At 71.4% G+C, this 19,769-nt stretch carries 19 protein-coding genes; 3 read left to right on the top strand and 16 right to left on the bottom strand.

From position 1 onward, the window contains the following. Positions 1-248 precede the first annotated feature (248 nt). Entirely contained in the window at positions 249-857 is a 609-nt protein-coding gene (locus ACX80P_RS06465; protein ID WP_459277238.1) for a 3'-5' exonuclease, read from the top strand. Here ACX80P_RS06465 and ACX80P_RS06460 read toward each other — a convergent pair. From ACX80P_RS06460 to ACX80P_RS06425, 8 genes are all read right to left on the bottom strand, one after another. Next, positions 791-3,307, bottom strand: a complete 2,517-nt coding sequence (locus tag ACX80P_RS06460) for an AMP-binding protein (RefSeq protein ID WP_459277237.1) — start codon at positions 3,305-3,307, stop codon at positions 791-793. The genes ACX80P_RS06465 and ACX80P_RS06460 overlap by 67 nt on opposite strands. Continuing rightward, complete coding sequence (locus ACX80P_RS06455; protein WP_459277236.1) at positions 3,304-4,446, bottom strand: ABC transporter ATP-binding protein; 1,143 nt, start codon at positions 4,444-4,446, stop codon at positions 3,304-3,306. The genes ACX80P_RS06460 and ACX80P_RS06455 overlap by 4 nt, the downstream gene beginning before the upstream one ends. After that, positions 4,443-6,143 carry an ABC transporter permease gene (locus ACX80P_RS06450; RefSeq protein WP_459277235.1) on the bottom strand — a complete coding sequence of 567 codons (1,701 nt, stop codon included), beginning with the start codon at positions 6,141-6,143 and terminating at the stop codon, positions 4,443-4,445. The genes ACX80P_RS06455 and ACX80P_RS06450 overlap by 4 nt, the downstream gene beginning before the upstream one ends. After that, a complete protein-coding gene (locus ACX80P_RS06445; RefSeq protein ID WP_459277234.1) occupies positions 6,140-7,162 on the bottom strand; it encodes an extracellular solute-binding protein in 1,023 nt (340 codons plus the stop codon). Before ACX80P_RS06445 ends, ACX80P_RS06450 begins: the two co-directional genes overlap by 4 nt. Before the next feature lie 103 nt (positions 7,163-7,265). Continuing rightward, positions 7,266-8,099, bottom strand: coding sequence for an ABC transporter permease (locus ACX80P_RS06440; RefSeq protein WP_459277233.1), 834 nt, complete (start codon positions 8,097-8,099; stop codon positions 7,266-7,268). Then, on the bottom strand, positions 8,089-9,036 hold the full coding sequence (locus ACX80P_RS06435) for an ABC transporter ATP-binding protein (protein ID WP_459277232.1): 948 nt from the start codon (positions 9,034-9,036) through the stop codon (positions 8,089-8,091). The genes ACX80P_RS06440 and ACX80P_RS06435 overlap by 11 nt, the downstream gene beginning before the upstream one ends. 46 nt (positions 9,037-9,082) lie before the next feature. Further along, the gene (locus ACX80P_RS06430) at positions 9,083-10,276 is read right to left on the bottom strand and encodes a LolA family protein (RefSeq protein WP_459277231.1); all 1,194 of its coding nucleotides are present in this window, start codon (positions 10,274-10,276) and stop codon (positions 9,083-9,085) included. A gap of 166 nt (positions 10,277-10,442) precedes the next feature. Beyond that, on the bottom strand, positions 10,443-10,703 hold the full coding sequence (locus ACX80P_RS06425) for a GlsB/YeaQ/YmgE family stress response membrane protein (RefSeq protein ID WP_459277230.1): 261 nt from the start codon (positions 10,701-10,703) through the stop codon (positions 10,443-10,445). A 176-nt stretch (positions 10,704-10,879) separates the two neighbouring features. Between ACX80P_RS06425 and ACX80P_RS06420 the strand changes: the two genes are divergently transcribed. Both ACX80P_RS06420 and ACX80P_RS06415 read left to right on the top strand, forming a co-directional pair. After that, entirely contained in the window at positions 10,880-11,362 is a 483-nt protein-coding gene (locus ACX80P_RS06420; protein WP_459277229.1) for a PGPGW domain-containing protein, read from the top strand. Between the two features lie 22 nt (positions 11,363-11,384). Further along, entirely contained in the window at positions 11,385-11,765 is a 381-nt protein-coding gene (locus ACX80P_RS06415; RefSeq protein WP_459277228.1) for a DUF1622 domain-containing protein, read from the top strand. Positions 11,766-11,846: 81 nt separating this feature from the next. Here ACX80P_RS06415 and ACX80P_RS06410 read toward each other — a convergent pair whose 3' ends face one another. The 8 genes from ACX80P_RS06410 to ACX80P_RS06375 form a co-directional block, all read right to left on the bottom strand. After that, positions 11,847-13,016, bottom strand: a complete 1,170-nt coding sequence (locus ACX80P_RS06410; protein ID WP_459277227.1) for a ScyD/ScyE family protein — start codon at positions 13,014-13,016, stop codon at positions 11,847-11,849. 170 nt (positions 13,017-13,186) lie between these two features. After that, positions 13,187-14,413 (bottom strand): helix-turn-helix domain-containing protein, encoded by a 1,227-nt coding sequence (locus ACX80P_RS06405; RefSeq protein ID WP_459277226.1) that lies wholly within the window; start codon positions 14,411-14,413, stop codon positions 13,187-13,189. Positions 14,414-14,531: 118 nt separating this feature from the next. Continuing rightward, a complete protein-coding gene (locus ACX80P_RS06400; RefSeq protein ID WP_459277225.1) occupies positions 14,532-15,218 on the bottom strand; it encodes a glycosyltransferase family 2 protein in 687 nt (228 codons plus the stop codon). After that, positions 15,215-16,585, bottom strand: a complete 1,371-nt coding sequence (locus ACX80P_RS06395; RefSeq protein ID WP_459277224.1) for a PIG-L family deacetylase — start codon at positions 16,583-16,585, stop codon at positions 15,215-15,217. Before ACX80P_RS06395 ends, ACX80P_RS06400 begins: the two co-directional genes overlap by 4 nt. Continuing rightward, positions 16,579-17,640 (bottom strand): acyl-CoA dehydrogenase family protein, encoded by a 1,062-nt coding sequence (locus tag ACX80P_RS06390; protein WP_459277223.1) that lies wholly within the window; start codon positions 17,638-17,640, stop codon positions 16,579-16,581. Before ACX80P_RS06390 ends, ACX80P_RS06395 begins: the two co-directional genes overlap by 7 nt. 19 nt (positions 17,641-17,659) lie before the next feature. Beyond that, positions 17,660-18,109: a hypothetical protein gene (locus tag ACX80P_RS06385; protein ID WP_459277222.1), complete on the bottom strand. Its 450-nt coding sequence runs from the start codon at positions 18,107-18,109 to the stop codon at positions 17,660-17,662. Positions 18,110-18,178: 69 nt separating this feature from the next. Continuing rightward, the gene (locus ACX80P_RS06380; protein ID WP_459277221.1) at positions 18,179-19,024 is read right to left on the bottom strand and encodes an NAD(P)-dependent oxidoreductase; all 846 of its coding nucleotides are present in this window, start codon (positions 19,022-19,024) and stop codon (positions 18,179-18,181) included. Positions 19,025-19,065: 41 nt separating this feature from the next. Then, positions 19,066-19,731, bottom strand: a complete 666-nt coding sequence (locus tag ACX80P_RS06375; RefSeq protein WP_459277220.1) for an SDR family NAD(P)-dependent oxidoreductase — start codon at positions 19,729-19,731, stop codon at positions 19,066-19,068. Between the last annotated feature and the right edge of the window lie 38 nt (positions 19,732-19,769).

Below are 19,769 nucleotides of genomic sequence, written 5' to 3'. Positions count from 1 at the left end.
TCATCTGGGTCCCCATCCGGCTGCCGCCTCGCTCACGCATACGGGACCGGGGCGGGCTGAGTCCCGCCCCGGTCACCACGAACCTATCGGCCACAGCTCGACGGCGGGTCGCGTCGATGCGCGGTTTGTCGTCAGGATTGCGTCAGCATTCCCGCAGGCGGCGCCGCGGGGGGTGCGGGGCGGCGGGTTCGACGGCGGCTAAGCTGACCGGGGCCCCCGAACCGGTGGCGACGGCGTCAGGGAGAACAGTGCACGGTCTCAACTTCACCGCGATCGACTTCGAGACCGCGAACAGCAAGCGAGGCTCGGTGTGCGCCGTGGGTCTGGCGAGAGTGATGGACGGCGTCGTCGTCGAATCCGCGTCCTGGCTGATCCGGCCGCCGCGCTCCGTCAGTGAGTTCTCCCCGATCAATGTCGCCGTCCACGGCATCCGTCCCGCGGACGTCCGCTCGGCCCCGGGGTGGCCGGAGAGCCTGCAGCGCATCATGGGCTTCGCGGGAGACGATGCGTTCGTCGCCCACAACGCGCCCTTCGACCGCTCCGTGCTGCGCGGTGCGTGCGCGGAGTCGGAGCTGGCAGCGCCGGAGAATCCGTTCCACTGTTCGGTCGTCCTCGCCCGCCGACTCCTGGGCCTCGAGGTGAACAAGCTCCCGCACGTCGCGAAAGCCCTCGGCCTGGGCGCCTTCCGGCATCACGATGCCGGGAGCGACGCCGAGATCTGCGCGGCCGCCGTCGTCGCCATCGCGCGGAAGCACGCCCTGCACTCGCTGGATGTCCTGTGGCCGGCAGCTCAGGCCCGGGAACCCGTCCGCAGGCGCGCCACAGCACTCGGCAGCCACCGGCACAGCGCCCAGTAGCCCACCCCGACGGGAAGGCACCCGACCACCGCGACGACCTGCCCGAAGGGCATCAGCACCGGGTAGACCAACCAGTGCGTCAGGTAGATGTACAGGGACGCGGCGGCGAGCCAGCCCGTCACGCGGCGGAGGACCGAGGGCACGGGCAGCGCCGGCACCCACGTGATGAGCAGCAGCCCCATCACGATGGTCACCTCGCGCAGCGGATCGTCGAAGGAGCCCGGCACGGTCAGCGCGGCAAGGGCTGACACCAGCAGGCGACGGCGGGTGTCGTCCGCCCGCGCGACCGCCCACCCGAGCATGAACAGCCAGAACACCGGCAGGGGCTTGGGCAGGCCGGGATCGACGATGTCGTACCGGCTGAGCAGGGTGACCGCCAGGAGCCCGAGCGCGAAGCCGAACGGTACGCGGCGCTCGAGGCGGTCCAGCCAGGGGATGGCCAGCAGGGCCATGACGGCGATGAGCACGTAGACGAGCATCTCCACGAACCAGAAGTGCCACTCGCTGGTCACCTCCTGCGGCCCGATCATGCCGTTGAGCAGGAAGATGTTGGCCACGCTGTAGTCGCTCGTGAGGACGTAGGCCACGCCGATGAACGCGACGGACGGGACGACGATCCTCGCCAGGCTCCGTGCCTGGCGCCGCAGCCGGGTGGACCGCGGCCCGGTCAGCTGGAACCGCGCGAAGTTGAAGCCCGCGATGACGAAGAGCAGGTGCGCGGTGTGGAACGTGAACAGCTCCACGTGGGCCGCGACGATGCAGACGGTCGCGACGGCCCGCAGGACGATCGACGGCTCCAGGAACGAGACGAGCCGACGGCGCCGCGGCTTCCTGCGGCCGGACAGCTCCCCGACGGTCCGAAGATGCCAGCCGGCAGGCAGCAGGCCGAGGGCGGCTTCCAGCCGGACCGACAGCGCCACGTAGGAGAGCGAATCGCCGTCGAGCGTGACGAACGTGTCCGTGTCCTTCACGTCGGCACGGTCCAGGCACTCCGCGAAGATGCGTGCGACGTCGGCGGGCCCTTCCCGGTCCTCACGGGCGTCCGGGGCGGGGACGGCCGCGGGGGCCGCGAGGCGGAGGACCGCGGGATAGTCGATCTTGCCGGTGCCCAGCCGGGGCAGGCTCTCCACGGCGTGCAGCGCGATGGAGGTGCGGGGGAGCCCGAGGTCGGCGGCGAGGACCTTCGCCAGCATGCCGCCCTCGTGCTCGCCCTCGACCGCGATCACCAGGCCGTCGTCGTCGGAGCCTGCGACGGCGGCGGCGGCGCCCAGGTCGGCGAGGATCCGCTCCACCTGTCCGAGATCCACCCGCAGCCCGGCGATCTTCACGAAGCGGCTGCGGCGGCCCACCACCTCGTAGAGGCCGTCCGGGTGCCGCCGGGCGAGGTCGCCGGTCCGCAGCTCGTGCACTTCCCGTCCGAGCGCGAAGTCCTCGGGCCTCTCGGCGTAGCCGAGCATGACGTTGGGGCCGGTGTAGACCAGTTCACCGTGCGGCAGGCCCTCGACGGGGTCGATGCGGAAGGAGCCGCCGGGGATCGGGACTCCGATGGTCCCGGGATTCTCCGCAGCCAGATCGGGCGGGAGATACGCCATGCGAGCGGTGGCCTCCGTGGCGCCGTACATGACGAACAGGTCCCAGCCCCGGCGCTGGCCCGTCTCCGCCCAGGACCTGACCTTCTCCGGGGCGAGCCGCCCGCCGGCCTGCGTGACGTAGCGCAGGTTCGGGAGGTCCATGTCAGCGAAGCCCACGCGGTCCAGCAGGTCGAAGCTGTAGGGGACGGCGGCGAAGGACGTGGCACCGCGCTCGCGGAACACGTCCCAGAAGCAGGGGTCGACGACGGACAGGTCCGTGAGCACCAGCCCGGCGCCCTGCGCCAGATGGCTGTTGATCACGGACAGGCCGTAGCAGTAGGAGAACGGCAGGGTCGTCGCGGCGCGGTCGTCGGGGCCGATGCCCAGGTACTCGGCGATGGACCGCGCGTTCTCCTCGAGGTTCGCCCGGGACAGCCGGACCAGCTTCGGGGAACCCGTGGATCCCGAGGTGCTGACGAGCAGCGCGAGGTCGGGGTGGAGGTCGTGCAGCGTGCCGGGCCGGCGTTCGACGACGTGGAGGGAGCCGTCGGCGGTTCCCATCAGCACGTCGGGCTCGTAGGCGGCGACGAGGGACTCCACGGCGGCGGGCTTGTCCGCCGGGACCAGCAGCAGCGGGTGGCCGGCCGAGATCGCCGCGAGGTAGGCGACGAGGGTGTCGAGGTCGTTGCGCGCGGCGAGCAGCACGAGCCGTCGCTCCGCGCCGAGGCGCACCACGACGTCGTCGACCCGCGCCGCGAGCTCCCGGTACGACAGCACGCCGTCGGCGGTGAGGATCGCGGGCCGGCCGCCGTGGCGGGCGAGGTCGGTGAAGGTGGCTTCGGAGAGATCCGGGTCGATGCGCATGGGGTCGATGCTCACGGGGTCACCGGCCTCGGGGCGTTGCGGGGCGGCGTGGTGACCGCCCGGTCTCCGACGAGGAGTGTGGGGTGGGTACCGGCGGCCACGGTCACGACGACCGGCGTGCCGACCGGGTGGCGCACGTCATGGGGTTGCCAGGAGCGCAGCGTCCGCCCCGAGGCGAGCGTGACGTGGTGCAGGACGAACGCCCCGTGGTACTCGACGGCCGAGACGTGGGCGGTGGCTTCCGGGGACGCGCGCAGGGCCACCTCGTGGGGCCGGAGGACGACGTCGACGTCCACGTCGCTGTCCGCCCACCCCGGGACCGTGGAGACGACGCCGATCTCACAGGTCAGCAGCGCGCGGTGCACGTGGGCGGGCAGGAAGTCGGCGTCGCCCATGAACGAGGCGACGAAGCGCGTGGCGGGCTGCTCGAAGACCTTCTCGGGCACATCGGCCTGCTCGATCACGCCGTCGTGCATGACGACCACGCGGGTCCCGACCGACAGCGCCTCGGTCTGGTCGTGGGTGACGAGGACGCCGGTGGTGCCGGTCTCCCGCAGCGTCGCCACGGTGTCACGGCGCACCTGGGCGCGCAGGGACTCGTCGAGGCTGGAGAACGGCTCGTCGAGGAGGACGACGGCGGGGCGTGGCGCCAGCGCACGGGCGAGTGCCACACGCTGCTGCTCTCCGCCGGAGAGCTCGTGCGGGTACCGCTCCGCGAGGTGGGCGAGCTGGACGAGGTCCAGGAGGTCGCCGACGCGCTTCCGGCGCTCGCTCCGCGGCAGCCGGTCGAGCCCGAACTCCACGTTCCGGGCGACGCTCAGATGCGGGAAGAGGGCGTGGTCCTGGAACACGAGCCCCACGCGGCGGTTCTCCGGGTTCACGAACCGGGTCCGGTCCGCGACGACGTCGCCGGCAACGGTGATCGTGCCGGCGTCCGGCCGTTCCAGACCCGCCACGAGCCGCAGGGTCGTCGACTTGCCGCACCCGGAAGGCCCGATCAGCGTGACGAGTTCACCTGCGGGGATGGTGAGGTCGAGCGACTCCACGCCGCGGGACGAGCCGTAGCGCTTGGTCACCCCCTCGAGGGTGAGCGCGGGCGGGGCGCCTGCCGTGGCGGGGCCGGTGGGCGGCGCGCTCTCCATCTGTGCCGTCACTGTCCTGCCTTTCCGGGAACGGTCCCGTGCACGTCGCGTCGCCGGGTCTGGCGGACGAGGACGAAGACGGGGATGATGGCGACGGCCACGATGACCAGGGCCGGGAGGGACGCCTTCTCCCAGAAGTTCTCCCTCGCGAGCTCGTACACCCACACCGAGGCCGTGGTGAAGCCGAAGGGCCGCAGGAGCAGGACGATGGGCAGCTCCTTGACGGCGTCGATCACCACGAGCATCAGGGCGACCGCGACGCCGGGGCGGGCGAGCGGCAGATGCACCCGGCGGAGGATGCGGCGCGGCGCGGCTCCGAGGCTCAGCGCGGAGGACGTGACGGTCGGGGCGATCTTCTCGAGGCTCGCGCTGACGGACTGGTAGGCGGGGGCGAGGAACCGGATCACGTAGGCGTAGAGGATGCCGGCCACCGATCCCGTGACGATCAGCCCGGTGCCCCCGGGGATCCCTGCGCCCTCCAGGGCGCGGTCGAGACCCGCGAAGGACAGCAGGACCCCGATGCCGATGACGGCGCCTGGCACCGCGTACCCGAACGTGGTCAGCTGCGCCGCGAAGGAGACGACGCGGCCGCCGCCCATGCGGATCGCGTGGCCGACGCCCATGGAGACGGCGACGCAGGCGATTGCGGTGATCAGTGCGACCAGGAGGCTGTTGGCCAGGTATTCGGCGAAACGCGGGTCCGCGAGGAAGGCGGAATCCGCGACGATCTGCCCGGCCGCCCAGATCAGCAGTTGGGCGACGGGGATGAGGAACCCGGCGGACAGCGCCGCCACGCAGAGGGCCGTCGCGGTCCAGGCGCGGACACCCCGGAGGTGTTCGGGCTGGAAGCCCTGGCGGCGCCCGCCGTGCTGGTGGTAGCGCGCCCGGCCGCGCAGGCCCCGCTCGGCGGCCAGCACGGCCACCGCGAACAGCAGGACGAGGACGGCGAGCTGCGTCGCGGCGTGGAAGTCGAACGTGCCCTTCCAGACGAGGTACACGCCCACCGAGACGGTCTGCACGTTGAAGTACTGGACGGTGGCGAAGTCGGTGAGCGTCTCCATCATCACCAGGGCCAGGCCGGCGGCGAGGGACGGCCGGGCCAGCGGCAGCACCACGCGCCGCAGGGCCTGCCCGCGGTTGGCGCCCAGGGTGCGGGCGGCGTCGTACGTCCCGGAGGACTGCTCGATCAGGGCCGAGCGCGCCATGAGGTAGACGTACGGGTAGAGGGACAGCGTCATCACGAGGATCGCGGCGGGCAGCGACCGGACCTCGGGCACCCACACATCGGTCCCGAAGACGGCCCGCAGGAGGGACTGCACGGGTCCGGCGACGTCGAAGACGGACAGGAAGACGAACCCGAGGACGTAGGCCGGCACGGCCAGCGGCAGGACGAGCAGCCACACCAGCAGGTTCCGGAGCGGGAACCGGTAGGCGGTCACGAGCCACGCCAGCCCTCCGCCCACCACGAGCGCCCCGGCGCCGACGCCGAGCATCAGGGCGAGGGTGGTGAGGATCATCGGGATCAGATCGCGCGGCGGGGTGGTGCTGCCGAGGCTGCCGAGGCCGTCGATGATGACGGCGAGGACGGGGGTGGCGACGACGACGGCCACGGCGACGACCAGCGTGGACCAGGCGGGACGGCCGACGCCGTACGTCCGGTAGCGCCGGCGAGGAGGCCGCGGCTCGGCGAGTGTCGCCGTGTCCGTCACTTGTATCCGGCCTCGGCGAGCAGGTCGACGGCGTCGGCGTTGAGCGTCCCGTAGGCCTCGGCGTTGAGCGGCATGCGCTCGAAATCACCGAAGCCGGCGATGAGCGGTTCGGGCTCCACGGTCGGGTTCACGGGGTACTCGTGGTTGGCGTCGACGAAGGCGTTCTGCCCGTCGGTGGCGAGCCACTCGATGAGCTTCTGTGCGTCCTCCGCATTGTCCGATCCCTCGACCACGCCCGCGCCGGAGATGTTGACGTGCGTTCCGGCACCCTCCTGGCTCGCCCAGAACAGGTCTACGTCGAGATCGGGGTTCTCCTCGAGGGTCCGGGCCAGGTAGTAGTGGTTGTTGATGCCGACGTCGCAGGTCCCGGCATCGATGGCTTCGAGCAGCAGGATGTCGTTGCTCAGGATGTCGACGTTGTTGGCCACCCAGCCCTCGACGATCTCGAGGGCCCGCTCCCGGCCGTGGAGGTCGATCAGGCCGGCCACGAGGGACTGCGTGTAGGCGGAGGTCGCGTCCCGCATGCACAGGCGGTCCTTCCACTTCGGGTCGGCGAGTCCTGCGTAGGTGTCGGTCGCGTCGAACTCGGCGGGGTCGACGGCGCCGGGGTTGTACGTGACGGTCCGCGCACGCAGGGCGAGCCCGTACCAGCGGCCCTCGGCGTCGCGCAGATCGTCGGGGACGGCCTCGTCGAGGACCGGGGAATCGATCCCTGCGAGTTCGCCCTGGCGCGCACCGTTCCACAGGTTGCCGGCGTCGACCGTCATGAAGACGTCGGCCGGGGTGTCGTCGCCCTCGGCCTTGAGGCGCTCGAGGAGTTCGGCGTCGTCGCCGCTGATGAACTCGACGGTGATCCCGGTCTCGTCCGTGAACTGCCCGAAGGCGCCTTCGAGGTCGTAGTGCCGCGCCGAGTAGATCTGCAGGTCGGCCGAGCCGCCGCCGATGGCGCTGCAGCCCGTGAGGATCGAGGTCAGGGCGGTCAGGCCGACGAGGGTGGTCGTCAGGGGGCGCGGGTGCATCCGGGTCTCATCTCACGCAGGGGGAAGTGGTGGGGAGAGCACGCGGCCCTCATAGGCAAGGGTAGCCTAATCTAAGTAGGAGCTGCCATTCGGTGGACGGTTGTCAGCTCAGGATGTCCTTGGTGCTGAACCGTCCGTAGGCCAGGGTCCCGAACACGGCGATGTAGCCGAGCTGCAGGAGGGCGTTGTCGAGGAAGCTGTCCCACACGATCGGTTGCCGCAGGAAGTCGGCGAATCCCAGCCAGTAGTTGGTGAACAGCCACGGGTGCAGCCATTCGAGCTGGGGGAGCGCGCCGAGGATCTGCGCGACGGCGGCCAGCGCGGCCGTCGCGGCCATCGCCCCCACGGGGATGGTCGTCAGCGTCGAGATGAACAGTCCGATGGCGCTGAGTCCCATGAGCGACACCGTCACGTACAGCGCGAGCAGCAGGAGGCGGCCCAGATAGCCGACGACGCCCACGGTGTCCCCGGAGAGGAGCGTCACCGGGCCCACCGGGAACAGCAGCGCCCCGATGACCGCGCCGGTGACCACGACCGTCAGGGTGGCGACGAGGCAGAACAGGGCGGCGCCCGCGTACTTCACGAGCAGCAGCCGGATCCGCCCGGCGGGGGCGACGAGCAGGTACCGGAGGGTGCCGAGGTTGGCCTCACCGGCGATCGTGTCTCCCGCGACGACGCCGATGGTGAGCGGCAGGAACAGTGGGATGGCCACGGTGATCGCCGTGAGCGAGACGAACAGGCCGTTCTGGGTGATGCTGTCGAGGAACGCCGGGCCGCGTCCGCTGGCCGACCCGCCGGAGGAGACCCGCACGACGACGGCGATGAGGACGGGGATCAGCGCCAGCGCCCCGATCATCGCCCAGGTGCGGAGCCGCCGGAACAGGACGGTGATCTCGGACACGACGAGTGGGAGGCCGAGGGAGCGTTCAGCCGGCAACGTCGAACCCCTCTCCGGTGAGTGCGACGAAGCGGTCCTCGAGCGAGGCGCCGCTGACCTCGAAGCCGCGGACCCGCACGTCGGCGCGGACCAGGGCGGCGTTCACAGCCTCCGGCAGGAGCCCGGGGACGGCCAGTTCGGCGGCGACGACGTCGTCGCGCCCGTGGGGTTCGGGGTGGAGGCCGAGGCTCGCGAGGACGCCGCGGGCATCGGTGACGTCGGGCGTGGTGACGCGGACGCGGGCGGCGCCCCCGGACCGCAGCTCGTCCAGCGAGCCCTGCGCCACGAGCCTGCCCGCGCTCATCACGGCGACCATCGTGCACATCTGCTCCACCTCGGCGAGCAGGTGGCTGGAGACGAAGATGGTGGTGCCGTCGTCGGACAGGGACCGGATGAGGCTGCGCACCTCGCGGGTGCCCTGCGGGTCGAGGCCGTTGGTGGGTTCGTCGAGGATCAGCAGGTCCCGCGGGGCGAGCAGCGCGTTGGCGATGCCGAGGCGCTGCTTCATGCCGAGCGAGTAGGCGTGCGCCCGCTTCTTCGCCGCATGGCTGAGGCCCACGCGCTCGAGGGCGGCGTCCACGCGCAGGTTGCGCGTGGCGGGGGAGGTGTGGCGGTCGGCGGCGTCGAACCGCTGGAGGTTGGCCCGCCCGGAGAGGAAGGGGTAGATGGCGGGACCTTCGACGAGGGCGCCGACGCGCGGCAGGACGGCGCGCGCGTCCTTCGGCATGTCGCCGTCGAGCAGCCGGATCCCGCCGCTCGACGCGGCGGCGAGGCCCAGGAGCATGCGGATGGTGGTGGTCTTCCCCGACCCGTTGGGGCCGAGGAAGCCGAAGACGGTGCCGCGCGGGACGGCGAGATCGACGGCGTTCACGGCTTTCTGGCGGCCGAACTCCTTCGTCAGGCCGCGGGTCTCGATCGCGAAGCTGCCGTCGCTCACCCGCGGACCTGCACCGGACGTGCGGGGTCCGCGGGGTCCTGGCCCGTCACCGCCGGGCTGCGGCGACGAGCTGGTCCACGCCGACGGCGCCCGCGAGGATGCGGCCGTCGTCGGTGACGAGCACCGAGACCAGGGAGGTCTGCAGGGCGCTGCCGCCGTCGACCTCGGTCAGGGCCTGCTCCAGCATGGCCTGCGCTCCGGCAACCTCCTGGGGGTCCATGCCGGGCTTGATGTCCATGATGTCGCCCATCCCGGCGGCCTCACCGCTGCGCGGGGCGAACCCGAGCTTCGCGGCGGTTCCCGCGGGCAGTTCCACGATGGTGCTCCAGCCTTCGCCGAGGACCACGGGCTCATCCGTTGCGACGGGCTCGTCCTTCGCCTCCATGCGGGCCTTGGCGTCGTCCGCCGTGGGTGCCTCGGTGACGGTGGCGTCGGCGGGCGGGGTGAACTCGAAGATGCCGGGGTCGGGGGTGCTGAAGTCCACGGCGCTGAAGCCGGCGGAGAACGCGGCGTCCTCCTGGCCCTTGGCCAGGACGGTGACGCTGAGCGGGACACCGGTCTCGGAGTCCACGGACACGGCGATGGAACCGATCAGGGTCGCGGTGTCCTCGGGGGTCAGCAGCAGCTCGTACGCGCTGCGGCCGGCCACGCGGCTCGTGCCGTCGACGGTCACCTCGGTGGTCGGGTCGATCGTCGAGAGGAACACCTCGGCGAGCTCCGCGGGGGTGCGGGGGACGTTCTGCAGTTCGGGGTACTCGACGGCCTTCTCCTGCAGTGTCGCCTCGAGCTCTGCCTTCGCGGATTCGCGGTCGGGCAGGACGGCGTGGATGGCCTCGTTGGCTCTGGAATCGTAGAACCAGGCGTCGTCCCGGTTGACGACGACGTCGCGCTGGGCCAGCTGGTCGAGGACCTGGACGCGTGCCCGGTCCGGCCCGTCGACGTACACCTTGGCGGTGTGGTCGGCGGTGAGGAGCTCCAGCGCCGTGGAGGTGGGATCCGAGCTGGAGGTACGGCCCGGAGGTGTCGCCATGCCGATGTCGGGCAGGCCGAGATCCGAGGACTGCTCGACCGTGCCGGAGTAGGCGTCGTCGGAGCTGGTGGCCACGAACTCGAGCAGTTCCTGCGCGGTCTTCGCGGGGAGCTGCGGTTGGGCTTCCGCGACCGCGGAGCCACTCACCGCGGCGGTGACGATGACGACCGGGACGATGCCGGCGGGGAGCCAGCGCCAGTTCTTGTTCATGACTGAGCCTTCCGAACGAATCTGTGCCCCATCTGCTGTCAACGCTACACCTGCAAGCTGGACGTTCCGTGGGCACGGGCATAGGAAGAACGAGTGGACGAGCCGGCACGTGCCGGGCACGAAAAAGGGGCGGCCGGAGCCGCCCCTTCAGTGGTGCTCGGACGAACTAGCGGGTGACGCGGCGGCGGCCCGAGAGGCTCTCGGCGACGCCGATCAGGAGCACGGCCGCGATGACCGAGACGATGAAGCCGATGACGTTCAGTTCCATGACCTGTCCGGTGCCGAGGAAGCTCGCGATGGTGCCGCCGATGAGGGAGCCGACGATCCCGAGCAGGAGCGTGGCGATCAGGCCGAGGTTCTGCCGGCCGGGCTTGATGAGTCGGGCGAGGGCGCCGATGATGAGGCCGGCGATGATGAATCCGATCATGATGAATCTCCTTCTGGGAACCCGCGCTGCGCGGGAAGCATGGTGTCCTGCCGGTCGGGCACCCTGCGGCTGCGCGCTGAACGGTGTGGCAAGCTCGGCGTATGCAGCCGTGGGTCTTGCCACGGGCATCGATCGGTTCAAGGATAGTCGAATGCGAAGCTTACTGAGTAATCACGATGCGTCGACGTAGCCATCGGAGGACCTCGCACGGTTCGAGTTTCGCCGGGCGGACGACGCCGCAGGGCGCCAGCCGGGTCATCGGCCTCGTGGTCGGCTGGCTGCTGGTGCTGGTCGGCCTCGCTGCCCTCGTCCTCCCCGGGCCGGGCCTCCTCGCGCTGGTCGCAGGCCTCGCCGTGCTCGCCCAGCAGTACGAGTGGGCGCGGCGGTGGCTGCAGCCGGTGAAGCGGAAGGCCTTCGCGGCGGCCGCGAAAGGCGTGGAGACCAAGCGCAACATCGTCCTCAGCTTCGCGGGTGCCCTTGTTCTCATCCTGCTCGGGGTCCTCTGGGGCCTCCAGCCACCGGTCCCGGGATGGTGGCCGGTGAGCGAGAGATGGTGGATCCCGGGTGGCTGGAGCGTCGGTTCGGGCCTCGTCGTGTCCGGCGTGCTCGCGGCCCTCTTCATCGTGTACAGCATCCGCCGCTTCCGGCCGCAGCGATGAGGGCCGTCGGGGGGATGCGCCGATGACCTTCCAGGAGGCGATGGAGGGCGTCGGCAAGGCGGTCGACGCCGCAGGGGTGGCCGCGATCGTCATCGGAGCGGTGATCGCCGCCCTCGTCGCCGGGGCGGCACTGCTTCGGCGGCGTAGCGATGACGGGATCTACCACCGCTTCCGACAGCGCCTCGGGCGGTCGATCCTGCTCGGCCTCGAACTGCTCGTGGCCGCCGATATCATCCGCACCGTCGCGGTGACCCCGACGTTCGAATCGGTGGGTGTCCTGGCCGTGATCGTGCTGATCCGGACCTTCCTGAGCTGGTCCCTCGAACTCGAGATCAGCGGTCGCTGGCCGTGGCAGAAGGCGTCGGCCGGCCAGGCGGCTGCCGCGGACGGCGCCGCGGGCTGAGTGGGGCGCGGTCCCGGGAAGGCCGCACGACGACGCGCCCCGGGCGGGGCGCGTCGTCGCTGGAGGGACGTGCCGGAGGGGCTACCTGCGGCCGTACTCCAGGCGGGTGCGCTCCAGCGTGCCCTGCGGCTCGGGCGCCGGCTCCGCGCCCCCGGGCTCGGGCGGCAGGGCGTTGGTGGTCGCGTAGAGGTACCTGCCGTCGACCTCGACGTCCGCCGGCAGTGTGACCTCGCGGAAGGGCACTGCCTCCTCGGATCCCGCCGCGATGACCGAGATCCTGTTGGCGAAGAGCTCGGCGACGAACAGGTTGCCGCGCCGGTCGAAGGCCAGTCCGGTGGGAGAGGTCAGACCGGAGGCGACGAGCTCGACGTCGCCGGACTCCGGATCGAGACTGCGCACCGACCCGAGCGTCGGATCCTCCGGAACCCCCGGCAGCGACGTCAGGTACAGCAGGCCGTCGGGCCCGAACTCGATGTCCGTGGGGACGGGTTCCGAGTTGAACGTCGCCCCGAGGACACACTCGGGCAGCACGATGCCCTGCTCCGCGAGGCCGGCGAGGAGTTCCGGCGTGGCCGGCGTCGGAACGGGTTCGAGGACCGTCGCATCGACCGTCCCGCGCCGCGTGTCGACGGTCCAGATCACATTGGCCCCGGCATCGGCGACGTACGCGTAGCGACCAGAGTCGGAGACCGCCGTCGCATACGGGTGCGAGTAGACCTCGCCGCCACGCGGCAGCAGGAAGGAGCCCAGCTCTTCCGGAAGCTGTTTCGTGCACTCCGGTGTGAGGTCCTGGAACCCGTACTCGTTGCCGCCGTCGTAGTTGTTCGCGGTCTCGAGTGCAGCGAAGTCCGCGAGCACGTGCGTCTCACCGTCCTCGAGGACGCTGAGGTTGGCCTCGAACCCTTCGGTGCTGTCGCCGACGCTCTCGGTGTAGTACACCTCGCCGTGACGGGTGGACACTCCACCGATCTCGATGCCGGGACGGTCGAGCAGTGTGGTGATCTTGCCGTTGTGCTTCACGCGGGTGAGTTGGCCGGCGAAGTTCTGTGAGACGTAGGCGGCGTCGCCGCGGCCTATCCCCACGCGGAGGGGGCCGAGGAGTCCGGTGGCGAGCTCGGTCGTGTCGCCGGCCGTCACGGTTCCGCTGCGGTGTGCGGAGATGGTGAGCGGCGCGGCCGTGGCGGTGCCGGCGGTGGTCAGGAGGGCGACGGCGAGTGCCGCCGCGGCTATGGGCGTGCTTCTACCCTTCATGATGGTTGTCCTTGGGTGCGAGTCATCACGAGACGCTGTGACCGGCCCCAGCACCGAGAAGCGGCGGGAGGCCGCTTTCCGACGAGCGCGGCCCTGATGTCGAGGGGGATCCGCGCTCCTGTCATGGTAGGACCGCTCCGCGGGAGTGTCGAGGGCGAGGGAGGTGCCGGTCAGCCGGGGAGGGCCTGCGCCCTGTCCGTCAGCTCGCGTGCCTTCTCCTCGGCGCCGGCCTCGGAGTACAGCCGTGCCGCATTGGCCAGGTGGTGGGCCGCCTGCCTGGGGGACTTCCGCCCGGCATGGTACAGGCCGAGGCTCTCCTCGAGCTCGGTCTCCGCTTCGAAATCGAGCAGGTCGCGCTGGTCGACCACGCGGTTCAGCAGTTGTTCGGCAGTCCCGAGGTCAGCGGTCAGGAGGGCGAGCCGGGCCCGCGTGAGCACCAGCTCCAGTCGCTTGTCCGGGGTTCCCACGAGCTGCAGTCCGAGGTCGGCATGGTGCAGCGATGCACGGACGGAGTCGTCGACGAGGCCTGCCTGGAGCTTCAGGTTGGCGCTCGCCTTGTGGAACTCGGCCCACGTCTCGACATCTGTCTGAGGCAGGAGGAGCCTGGCGGCGAGGGCGTGCTGCTCGCATCCCACCTGCACCTCGCCCCGACGGAACGCCACGTTGCCGATGGTCCACGCCCCGCGGGCAATGAGGAGGGAGGGGACGGCCGGTACCCCTCCAGCGATATCCAGACTCATCGCCACGTCCCACGCCTCGTCGAGATCGCCCTTCACCGAGAGACCGGCGATGAGGATGAACGCAGCCTGCAGGCGGGTCGGCGCATGTGAGGGTAGTTCGGCCGCTGCCTCCAGGGACCGTCGTGCGAGATCGATCGCCTCGGGAAGACGGCCCGTGTTGCGAGCGACCGTCGAAAGCCGCATGAGGACCACACACCGCAATTCCGGTGTGGGCACCATGAGGGACGACGACGCCAGTCGCAGAAGGACGGTCTCGGCGTCCTCCAGGCGGCGCAGATCGATGAGTTTCTGCGCCTGGAGCAACGACATGTCCCACCAGGCCGGCGCGTTGCCCTGCCCGTGGGCGATGCTCGCCGCGTGCTCCGCCTCGGATGCCGCGAGGGCGTCATCCCGGAGATCGCGCGCATAGTTGGCCGCCAGCATCGCCGTGGTCAGGCCGGGATCGTCGTCGACAGGTCGCTGCTCCACCCACCAGCCCAGCGTCCGGACGTCCATGCCGAGGCGTGCCGCGAAGTGCTGCACCATCTCCGGCGTCGGCTGGCGCAGATTCCGTTCGAGGAGGGAGACGAAGTGGGGCGAATAGACGCCGTCGCACAGTTCCGCCTGTGACAGCCCTGCGGCGTCGCGCGCCTGGCGCAGCATGTCCCCGAATCGCATGATATTCAGTCCCCCAGAAGATGCGGCCACGCCGGCCCGCGTCCCTGCGGGCTCACTCCGTGGCATCCCCTGTCTAACAGATGCTTCGGACAATCAGGAAAAGCGCCGACACCCGCGGTCAGCCGAGCATCCTGAGGTAGGTGGAGAAGCCGGCCGGTACGCGGCCGACGGTGCGCGACGACGTCGTCACCGTCAGTGCCCCGGAGGCGGTCCACCGCACGCCAGCCGTCTTCGCCCGTTCCGCCAGGCGGACGTCCTCGTCCTGTTCCATCGGGCCGAAGCCGCCGAGCGCCTCATAGGTACTTCCCCTGATGCCCAGGTTCGCGCCGTGCACGTGGGGGTGTCCGTCGTCGGGGAGGTAGGCGTCGGACCACAGCTGGAGCCGCTCGGCGTTGCCCGGCGTCACCGTGGGCCGGACCGTCCCGAGGACGAGGTCGTGGCTGCTGCCGAGGCGGTGGTGCTGGACGAGCCAGTTCCGCGGCACCGTGGTGTCGGCGTCGGTGTTCGCGATCCAGGTGCGGACGGGCAGGCTGCGGGACTTGGCGAGCGCGAACCTGACACCGGCGTCGCGGGCCGCGCCGACGGAACCGAAGCTGCCCGAGATGACGGACACACCCGGCACCCTGCGCGCCTCGACCGCGGAGTGGTCGGTGCAGCGGTCGAGGACCACGGTCACGGAGACGAGGATCCGCGGGACGGTGCGGAGCAGGTGCATCCGGGCGGCGTCGAGCGAGGCCAGGCACGCGGCGATCCGCTCCTCCTCGTCACGGGCCGGAACGACGACGGCCAGCTGGCCGGGGATCACACCAGGCCCTCCCGCCGGGCGACCGAGGCGGCGGGAGGGGGCACGAGGACTTCGAGGAGGAAGTCCTCCTCGGTGTGCAGGGCGAGGGTGGCGAGGCCCGACCGCTCGCGGACCCGACGGTGGACGGTGTCCCCGTCCAGTTCCCAGCCCTCGATGGGGTGGCGCCAGTGGCACAGGACCAGCACGCCGTCGTCGTCGAGGGATCGGCCGATGAGCCGGATCACCTCGTCGAGCTGGTCCGATGCGAGGAAGTAGCCCGTCTCGGAGAGCACGATCAGGTCGAAGGGCCCGTCCTCACGCGGCCAGTCCCGGGGGACCGTGGCGAGCCTGGCGCCGGCGGCGGCGTGCATGATGACCGCCTCGTTGGTACGGCGCACCGCGGTCTCGCTGGTGTCGAGCGCCAGCAGGGTGTCGGAGACGGCCGCGAGGTCCTTCGTGAGCGCGCCCACCGAGGACCCGATCTCCAGGGTCCGGCGGAAGCGGTGCCGCGGCAGGCTGGCGATGGTGAGGGCGCGCTTCCGCTGCTCGTAGAACCGCTCGGCGACCTCCCACGGGTCCGCCCGGTCGCGGTGCAGGCGCTCGAAGGCCGACTGCCCACCGCTGACGAAGAAGGACTCGAAGGTCCTGCCGAAGTGTTCGAGGACGCCCGGTGTCAGCAGGACCTCGTCGCCCGGCGCGTCCGACAGCGGCAGTGTCTGGGAGACATGGGTGGCGAGGGCGGAGCCCTTGCGGGCGTGGTCTCCGGCGTCGAGCTGGTACAGGGCCAGGCCGGCGAGCTGCTCCGCCTGCTCCTCCGCCGTGCCCCAGTGCCAGAGCCAGATCGGGTACTCGAGCAGCGCGATGCCGCGCTCGCGGCACACCTGCGCCGCCGCGAGGCCGACGGCGTCGTGGTCCGTATGGCCGTCATGGCGCCAGGGTGCGGCCACCAGTGTGCGGGTGGTCTCGCCGTCGCCGAGCTCGCGGGCCAGGACCGTCACGACGTCCCCGGCGGTGATCCCGCCGTCGGGCAGGCCCTCGAAGGTCAGGTGCACGGCCGGGGCCAGCACCTGCAGCGCGTTCGCCACTTCGCTGCGCCGCAGCTCCGCGAGCTGCCCGGGCGAGTAGGTGGGGGAGGACGGGTGGGACGCCTCGCCGTCGGTGAGGACGACGACGTCGCACTGCACGCCGTCGCGCGCGAGCCGGGACAGCAGGCCGCCGGCGCCGAGCGTCTCGTCGTCGGGGTGTGCGGCGAGGAGGATGAACCGGGAGGGCAGCCGTCCGTCGAAGAGCTCCTCGATCTGCAGGTCGTCACCCGGTCCGCGGTCCTGCTCCCAGGTGCGCCAGTGGCTCTCCGGCGTCCCCTCGCCGTCGTGCGTGAAGCTCACCATGCCGTGCCGGCCTGCTCGGAGCCGTCGAGCACGCGCCGGCCGAGGGCGGCGTCGTCGCGCTGCGCGTGGTGCTGCCGCAGGTACAGGTGCAGGTCGGCGACGCGGGCGGCGTGGCGCTCGTCGAAGGCCAGGGGCGCGGGGCCGAGCCCGTGGGCCGCCGCCTCGAGGACGAGTTCGGCGCAGTCGAACGCCAGGGACCGCACACGGGCTGCGAGCAGTGCGCCCTCCTGCCCGCCGGCGCGGCCGTCGTCGACGGCGTCCGCCGCGGCGGCCAGTACGGTCCGGGTCCCGTGCAGGGCGGCATCCACCCTGCCGAGGTGCATCAGGGCGATCTGGTCCGGGGCGCGCCGATGGGAGGCATCGAGGAGGGTGCGTGCGATGCCGAGGGCACCGCCGAACCAGCACGCCGCCACGCCGATCCCGCCCCAGGCGAAACCGTCCCGTGCGAGGTACCAGTCGCCGGCTCCGACCGGGAGGGCCGGAGCGGCGTCGAAGCGGACCGGGCAGCTGGTCACCGCCGGGAGGCCGCGGCTGACCCAGGCGCCCGCGGACTCCGGGGCGACGCCGTGGGCGTGCAGGTCGACGGCGAAGGCCCTGCGCTTCCCCTCGCCCACGTGCGCGGTGACGATCGCGGCGTCGAGGTGGTCGGCGAGGGAGCACCAGGGCTTGGTGCCCGTCAGCGTCCAGGAGCCGTCCGGCCCTTCCACCGCGGAGAGTGCGACGCCGGGCCCTTCGGCTGCGAACACGCCCCACGTCCCGGCGCCACCCGGTGATGCGCCGGGCAGGTCCTGCGGGCTCATCCCGGCCTGGTCGAGGATGGCCAGGGCATCGAGGTGGGGTTCGACGACGCGCGCCACGGTCAGGTCGGCTTCGGCGAGGCCGGCGAGGAGCTGCCAGGTGAGGACCGTCCTGCCCGATCCCGGCAGGGGCACGACGGCGCCGAGTTCGCCGGCGAGGGCCAGGGTGCGCGGGAGGGAGCCCCGGGCGGCGTCGACGCGGTCGGCGAGGACGTCCAGCGGGTGCGCACCGGCGTGCGGGGTCTCGGAGCGCAGCATATCCGCAGTCTACTGACGCTCAGGCCTCGGGCGGCAGCGCCTCGTGGTGTGGCTGACCCTTGGTGCGCCGCTCCTCCTTCATCTCCGCTTCGAAGAGGTGGCGCTTGCCGTCGACGAGGGAGTCCCGGGCCTCCTTCTCGAAGGACTTGAACTCCGAGTAGTAGTTGTCGTCGTAGTCCTCCATGATCTGGAAGGTCCAGCGGCCCTCGATCACGTTGCGGCCGATGATCTCGGTGGCGAGCCTGTCGGCGATGTCCGTGTGGCCGGCCTTGCGGAACAGCTCCTCGGCCTCGGAGAGGTTGAGGTCCGCCTTGCCGGTGAGGCGGTGGAAGCCGTAGAGATAGCCGCGCGCGTGTTCGACGACCTCGAGGGCTTCGGAGAGCTTGCCGAGTGCCTCGACGGTGATGTCGGAGACGCCGTCGGGACGCTGGTGGTTGGTATCGGGACCGGGGGTGTCTGGGGTAGCCATACCTCGTACGGTACCCAGATCCACCCCCGTCCAGACAGTACGTCTCCGGCCGGCGGGGCGGCCCGGCTGCTAGCCCAGCTCGGGCTTCGCGACCACGGCGATGTCGTCGTCGCCCGCTCCCGCACGCTGGGCGTCGGTGAGGGACTGCAGGACCGCCGTCACGGCGGGCAGGGGATCGGGGGTGGCGCGCAGCATGAGCCGGGCGTCCTTGGCGAGCAGGTCGGCCGAGAACTGGGTATCGCTGAACGTGCCTCCGGTGATGACCGGCCCCTTCATGCCGGCGATGGGAGCGAGGCCGGTGCCCTCGAGCAGGTCCAGGACCGCGGCGGCGTCGAGCCCGTTGGCCCTGCCGAGGCGCAGCGCCTCCACGAGTCCCTGGAGCGTGACGCCCAGCGCGAGGTTCGCGAGCAGCTTCCCGGTGGCGGCGTCGGCCGGCGTCGCGACGCGGCGCAGGCGCCCGGCGTCGCCCCACAGCGCGGCGAGGGGCTCGACGACGTCGACATCACCCTCGGTGCCGCCGAGCAGGACGCCGAGTGTGCCCGCCCGGGCGGGGGCGAGGCTCCCGATCACGGGCCCGTGGACGTAGCGGACGCCGGCGGCCGTCGCGTAGTCGGCGAACTCGCGGGCGTCCTCCGGGGAGACCGTGGTCACGTCCAGCCAGACGGCCTCCGCCGGGATCCCGAGACCCGAGAGCACCACCTCGCGGACCGTGTCCGGGCCGAAGAGCACCGTCATTACGACGTCGGCACCCTGCACCGCCTCCTGGGCGGAGTCCGCCCGGGTGGCCCCGGCGTTCCGCAGGGCGTCGACGGCGCTCGCGGTCCGGTTCCAGGCCGTGACGTCGTGGCCGGCCCGCAGCAGGTGTGCGCCGAGTTCGTGGCCCATGCGTCCGACGCCGAGCAGTGCGATCTTCATGGTGGTCCTTCGGTTGACGGTCCGTGTGTCCGGGTGGGGTGTCAGTCGGCGCTGACCTGGTGGCGGAAGGTGTCCCGGCGGGCGTGGAGGCCCCAGATGAGGTCCGCGAGGACGTTGGGGTCCTTCTCGGGATCGCCCTCGATGATGCGGCCGCCGATGATGAGCTGCGAGACGTGGATGCCCTCCTCGCCGAGTACCTCGTGCAGCAGCTGGGCGTAGGCCGCCTGGCCCGCGAAGGCCACCGATGTGCCGGTCACGGAGCGGCCCGGTTTCACGGCCGAGCCTCCGTTGACGAAGAGGATGGTGCCGCGGTTCTCGCCGAGGAACCGCATGCCGGGCAGGACCTGGTGCACGGCGGCGACGGGCCCGTAGATGGAGAACTCGACCGGCCCCACGAGGTCCGCCGGGGTGGTCTCCAGGACGGGCCGCATGAAGTCCTTCTGCGGGAGGGGGCTGTACTGCAGCACCTCGATGGGCCCGAGCGTCTCGGTCGCCGCTTCGAGGGCGGCGGCGACCGAGGCTGGGTTGCGGACGTCCGCGGCGAAGCCGCGGGCCTGGATGCCCTCCTTGCCGAGGTCTTCGGCGAGGGCGTCGAGCTTGCCCTGGCTCCGGGAGATGAGGGCCACCGAGAAGCCCTCGGCTCCGAACCGGCGTGCCACGGCGGCTCCGAGGCCGCGTCCTGCTCCGATGATCGCGATAGTAGTCATACCGGGTGCAATTCATCAGCCTGCTGAATAATTCCGTG

The organism is Arthrobacter arabinosi, from assembly GCF_054511115.1.
This window is presented reverse-complemented; position numbering and strand designations above follow the sequence as displayed.

Excerpts from the sequence above, each read along its gene's own strand:
- ACX80P_RS06405 (WP_459277226.1), bottom strand. The coding sequence starts at position 14,413 with ATGCGATTCGGGGACATGCTGCGCCAGGCGCGCGACGCCGCAGGGCTG.
- ACX80P_RS06420 (WP_459277229.1), top strand. The coding sequence starts at position 10,880 with ATGCGTCGACGTAGCCATCGGAGGACCTCGCACGGTTCGAGTTTCGCC.
- ACX80P_RS06385 (WP_459277222.1), bottom strand. The coding sequence starts at position 18,109 with ATGGCTACCCCAGACACCCCCGGTCCCGATACCAACCACCAGCGTCCC.
- ACX80P_RS06375 (WP_459277220.1), bottom strand. The coding sequence starts at position 19,731 with ATGACTACTATCGCGATCATCGGAGCAGGACGCGGCCTCGGAGCCGCC.
- ACX80P_RS06445 (WP_459277234.1), bottom strand. The coding sequence starts at position 7,162 with ATGCACCCGCGCCCCCTGACGACCACCCTCGTCGGCCTGACCGCCCTG.
- ACX80P_RS06380 (WP_459277221.1), bottom strand. The coding sequence starts at position 19,024 with ATGAAGATCGCACTGCTCGGCGTCGGACGCATGGGCCACGAACTCGGC.
- ACX80P_RS06425 (WP_459277230.1), bottom strand. The coding sequence starts at position 10,703 with ATGATCGGATTCATCATCGCCGGCCTCATCATCGGCGCCCTCGCCCGA.
- ACX80P_RS06395 (WP_459277224.1), bottom strand. The coding sequence starts at position 16,585 with ATGGTGAGCTTCACGCACGACGGCGAGGGGACGCCGGAGAGCCACTGG.
- ACX80P_RS06410 (WP_459277227.1), bottom strand. The coding sequence starts at position 13,016 with ATGAAGGGTAGAAGCACGCCCATAGCCGCGGCGGCACTCGCCGTCGCC.
- ACX80P_RS06390 (WP_459277223.1), bottom strand. The coding sequence starts at position 17,640 with ATGCTGCGCTCCGAGACCCCGCACGCCGGTGCGCACCCGCTGGACGTC.
- ACX80P_RS06430 (WP_459277231.1), bottom strand. The coding sequence starts at position 10,276 with ATGAACAAGAACTGGCGCTGGCTCCCCGCCGGCATCGTCCCGGTCGTC.
- ACX80P_RS06415 (WP_459277228.1), top strand. The coding sequence starts at position 11,385 with ATGACCTTCCAGGAGGCGATGGAGGGCGTCGGCAAGGCGGTCGACGCC.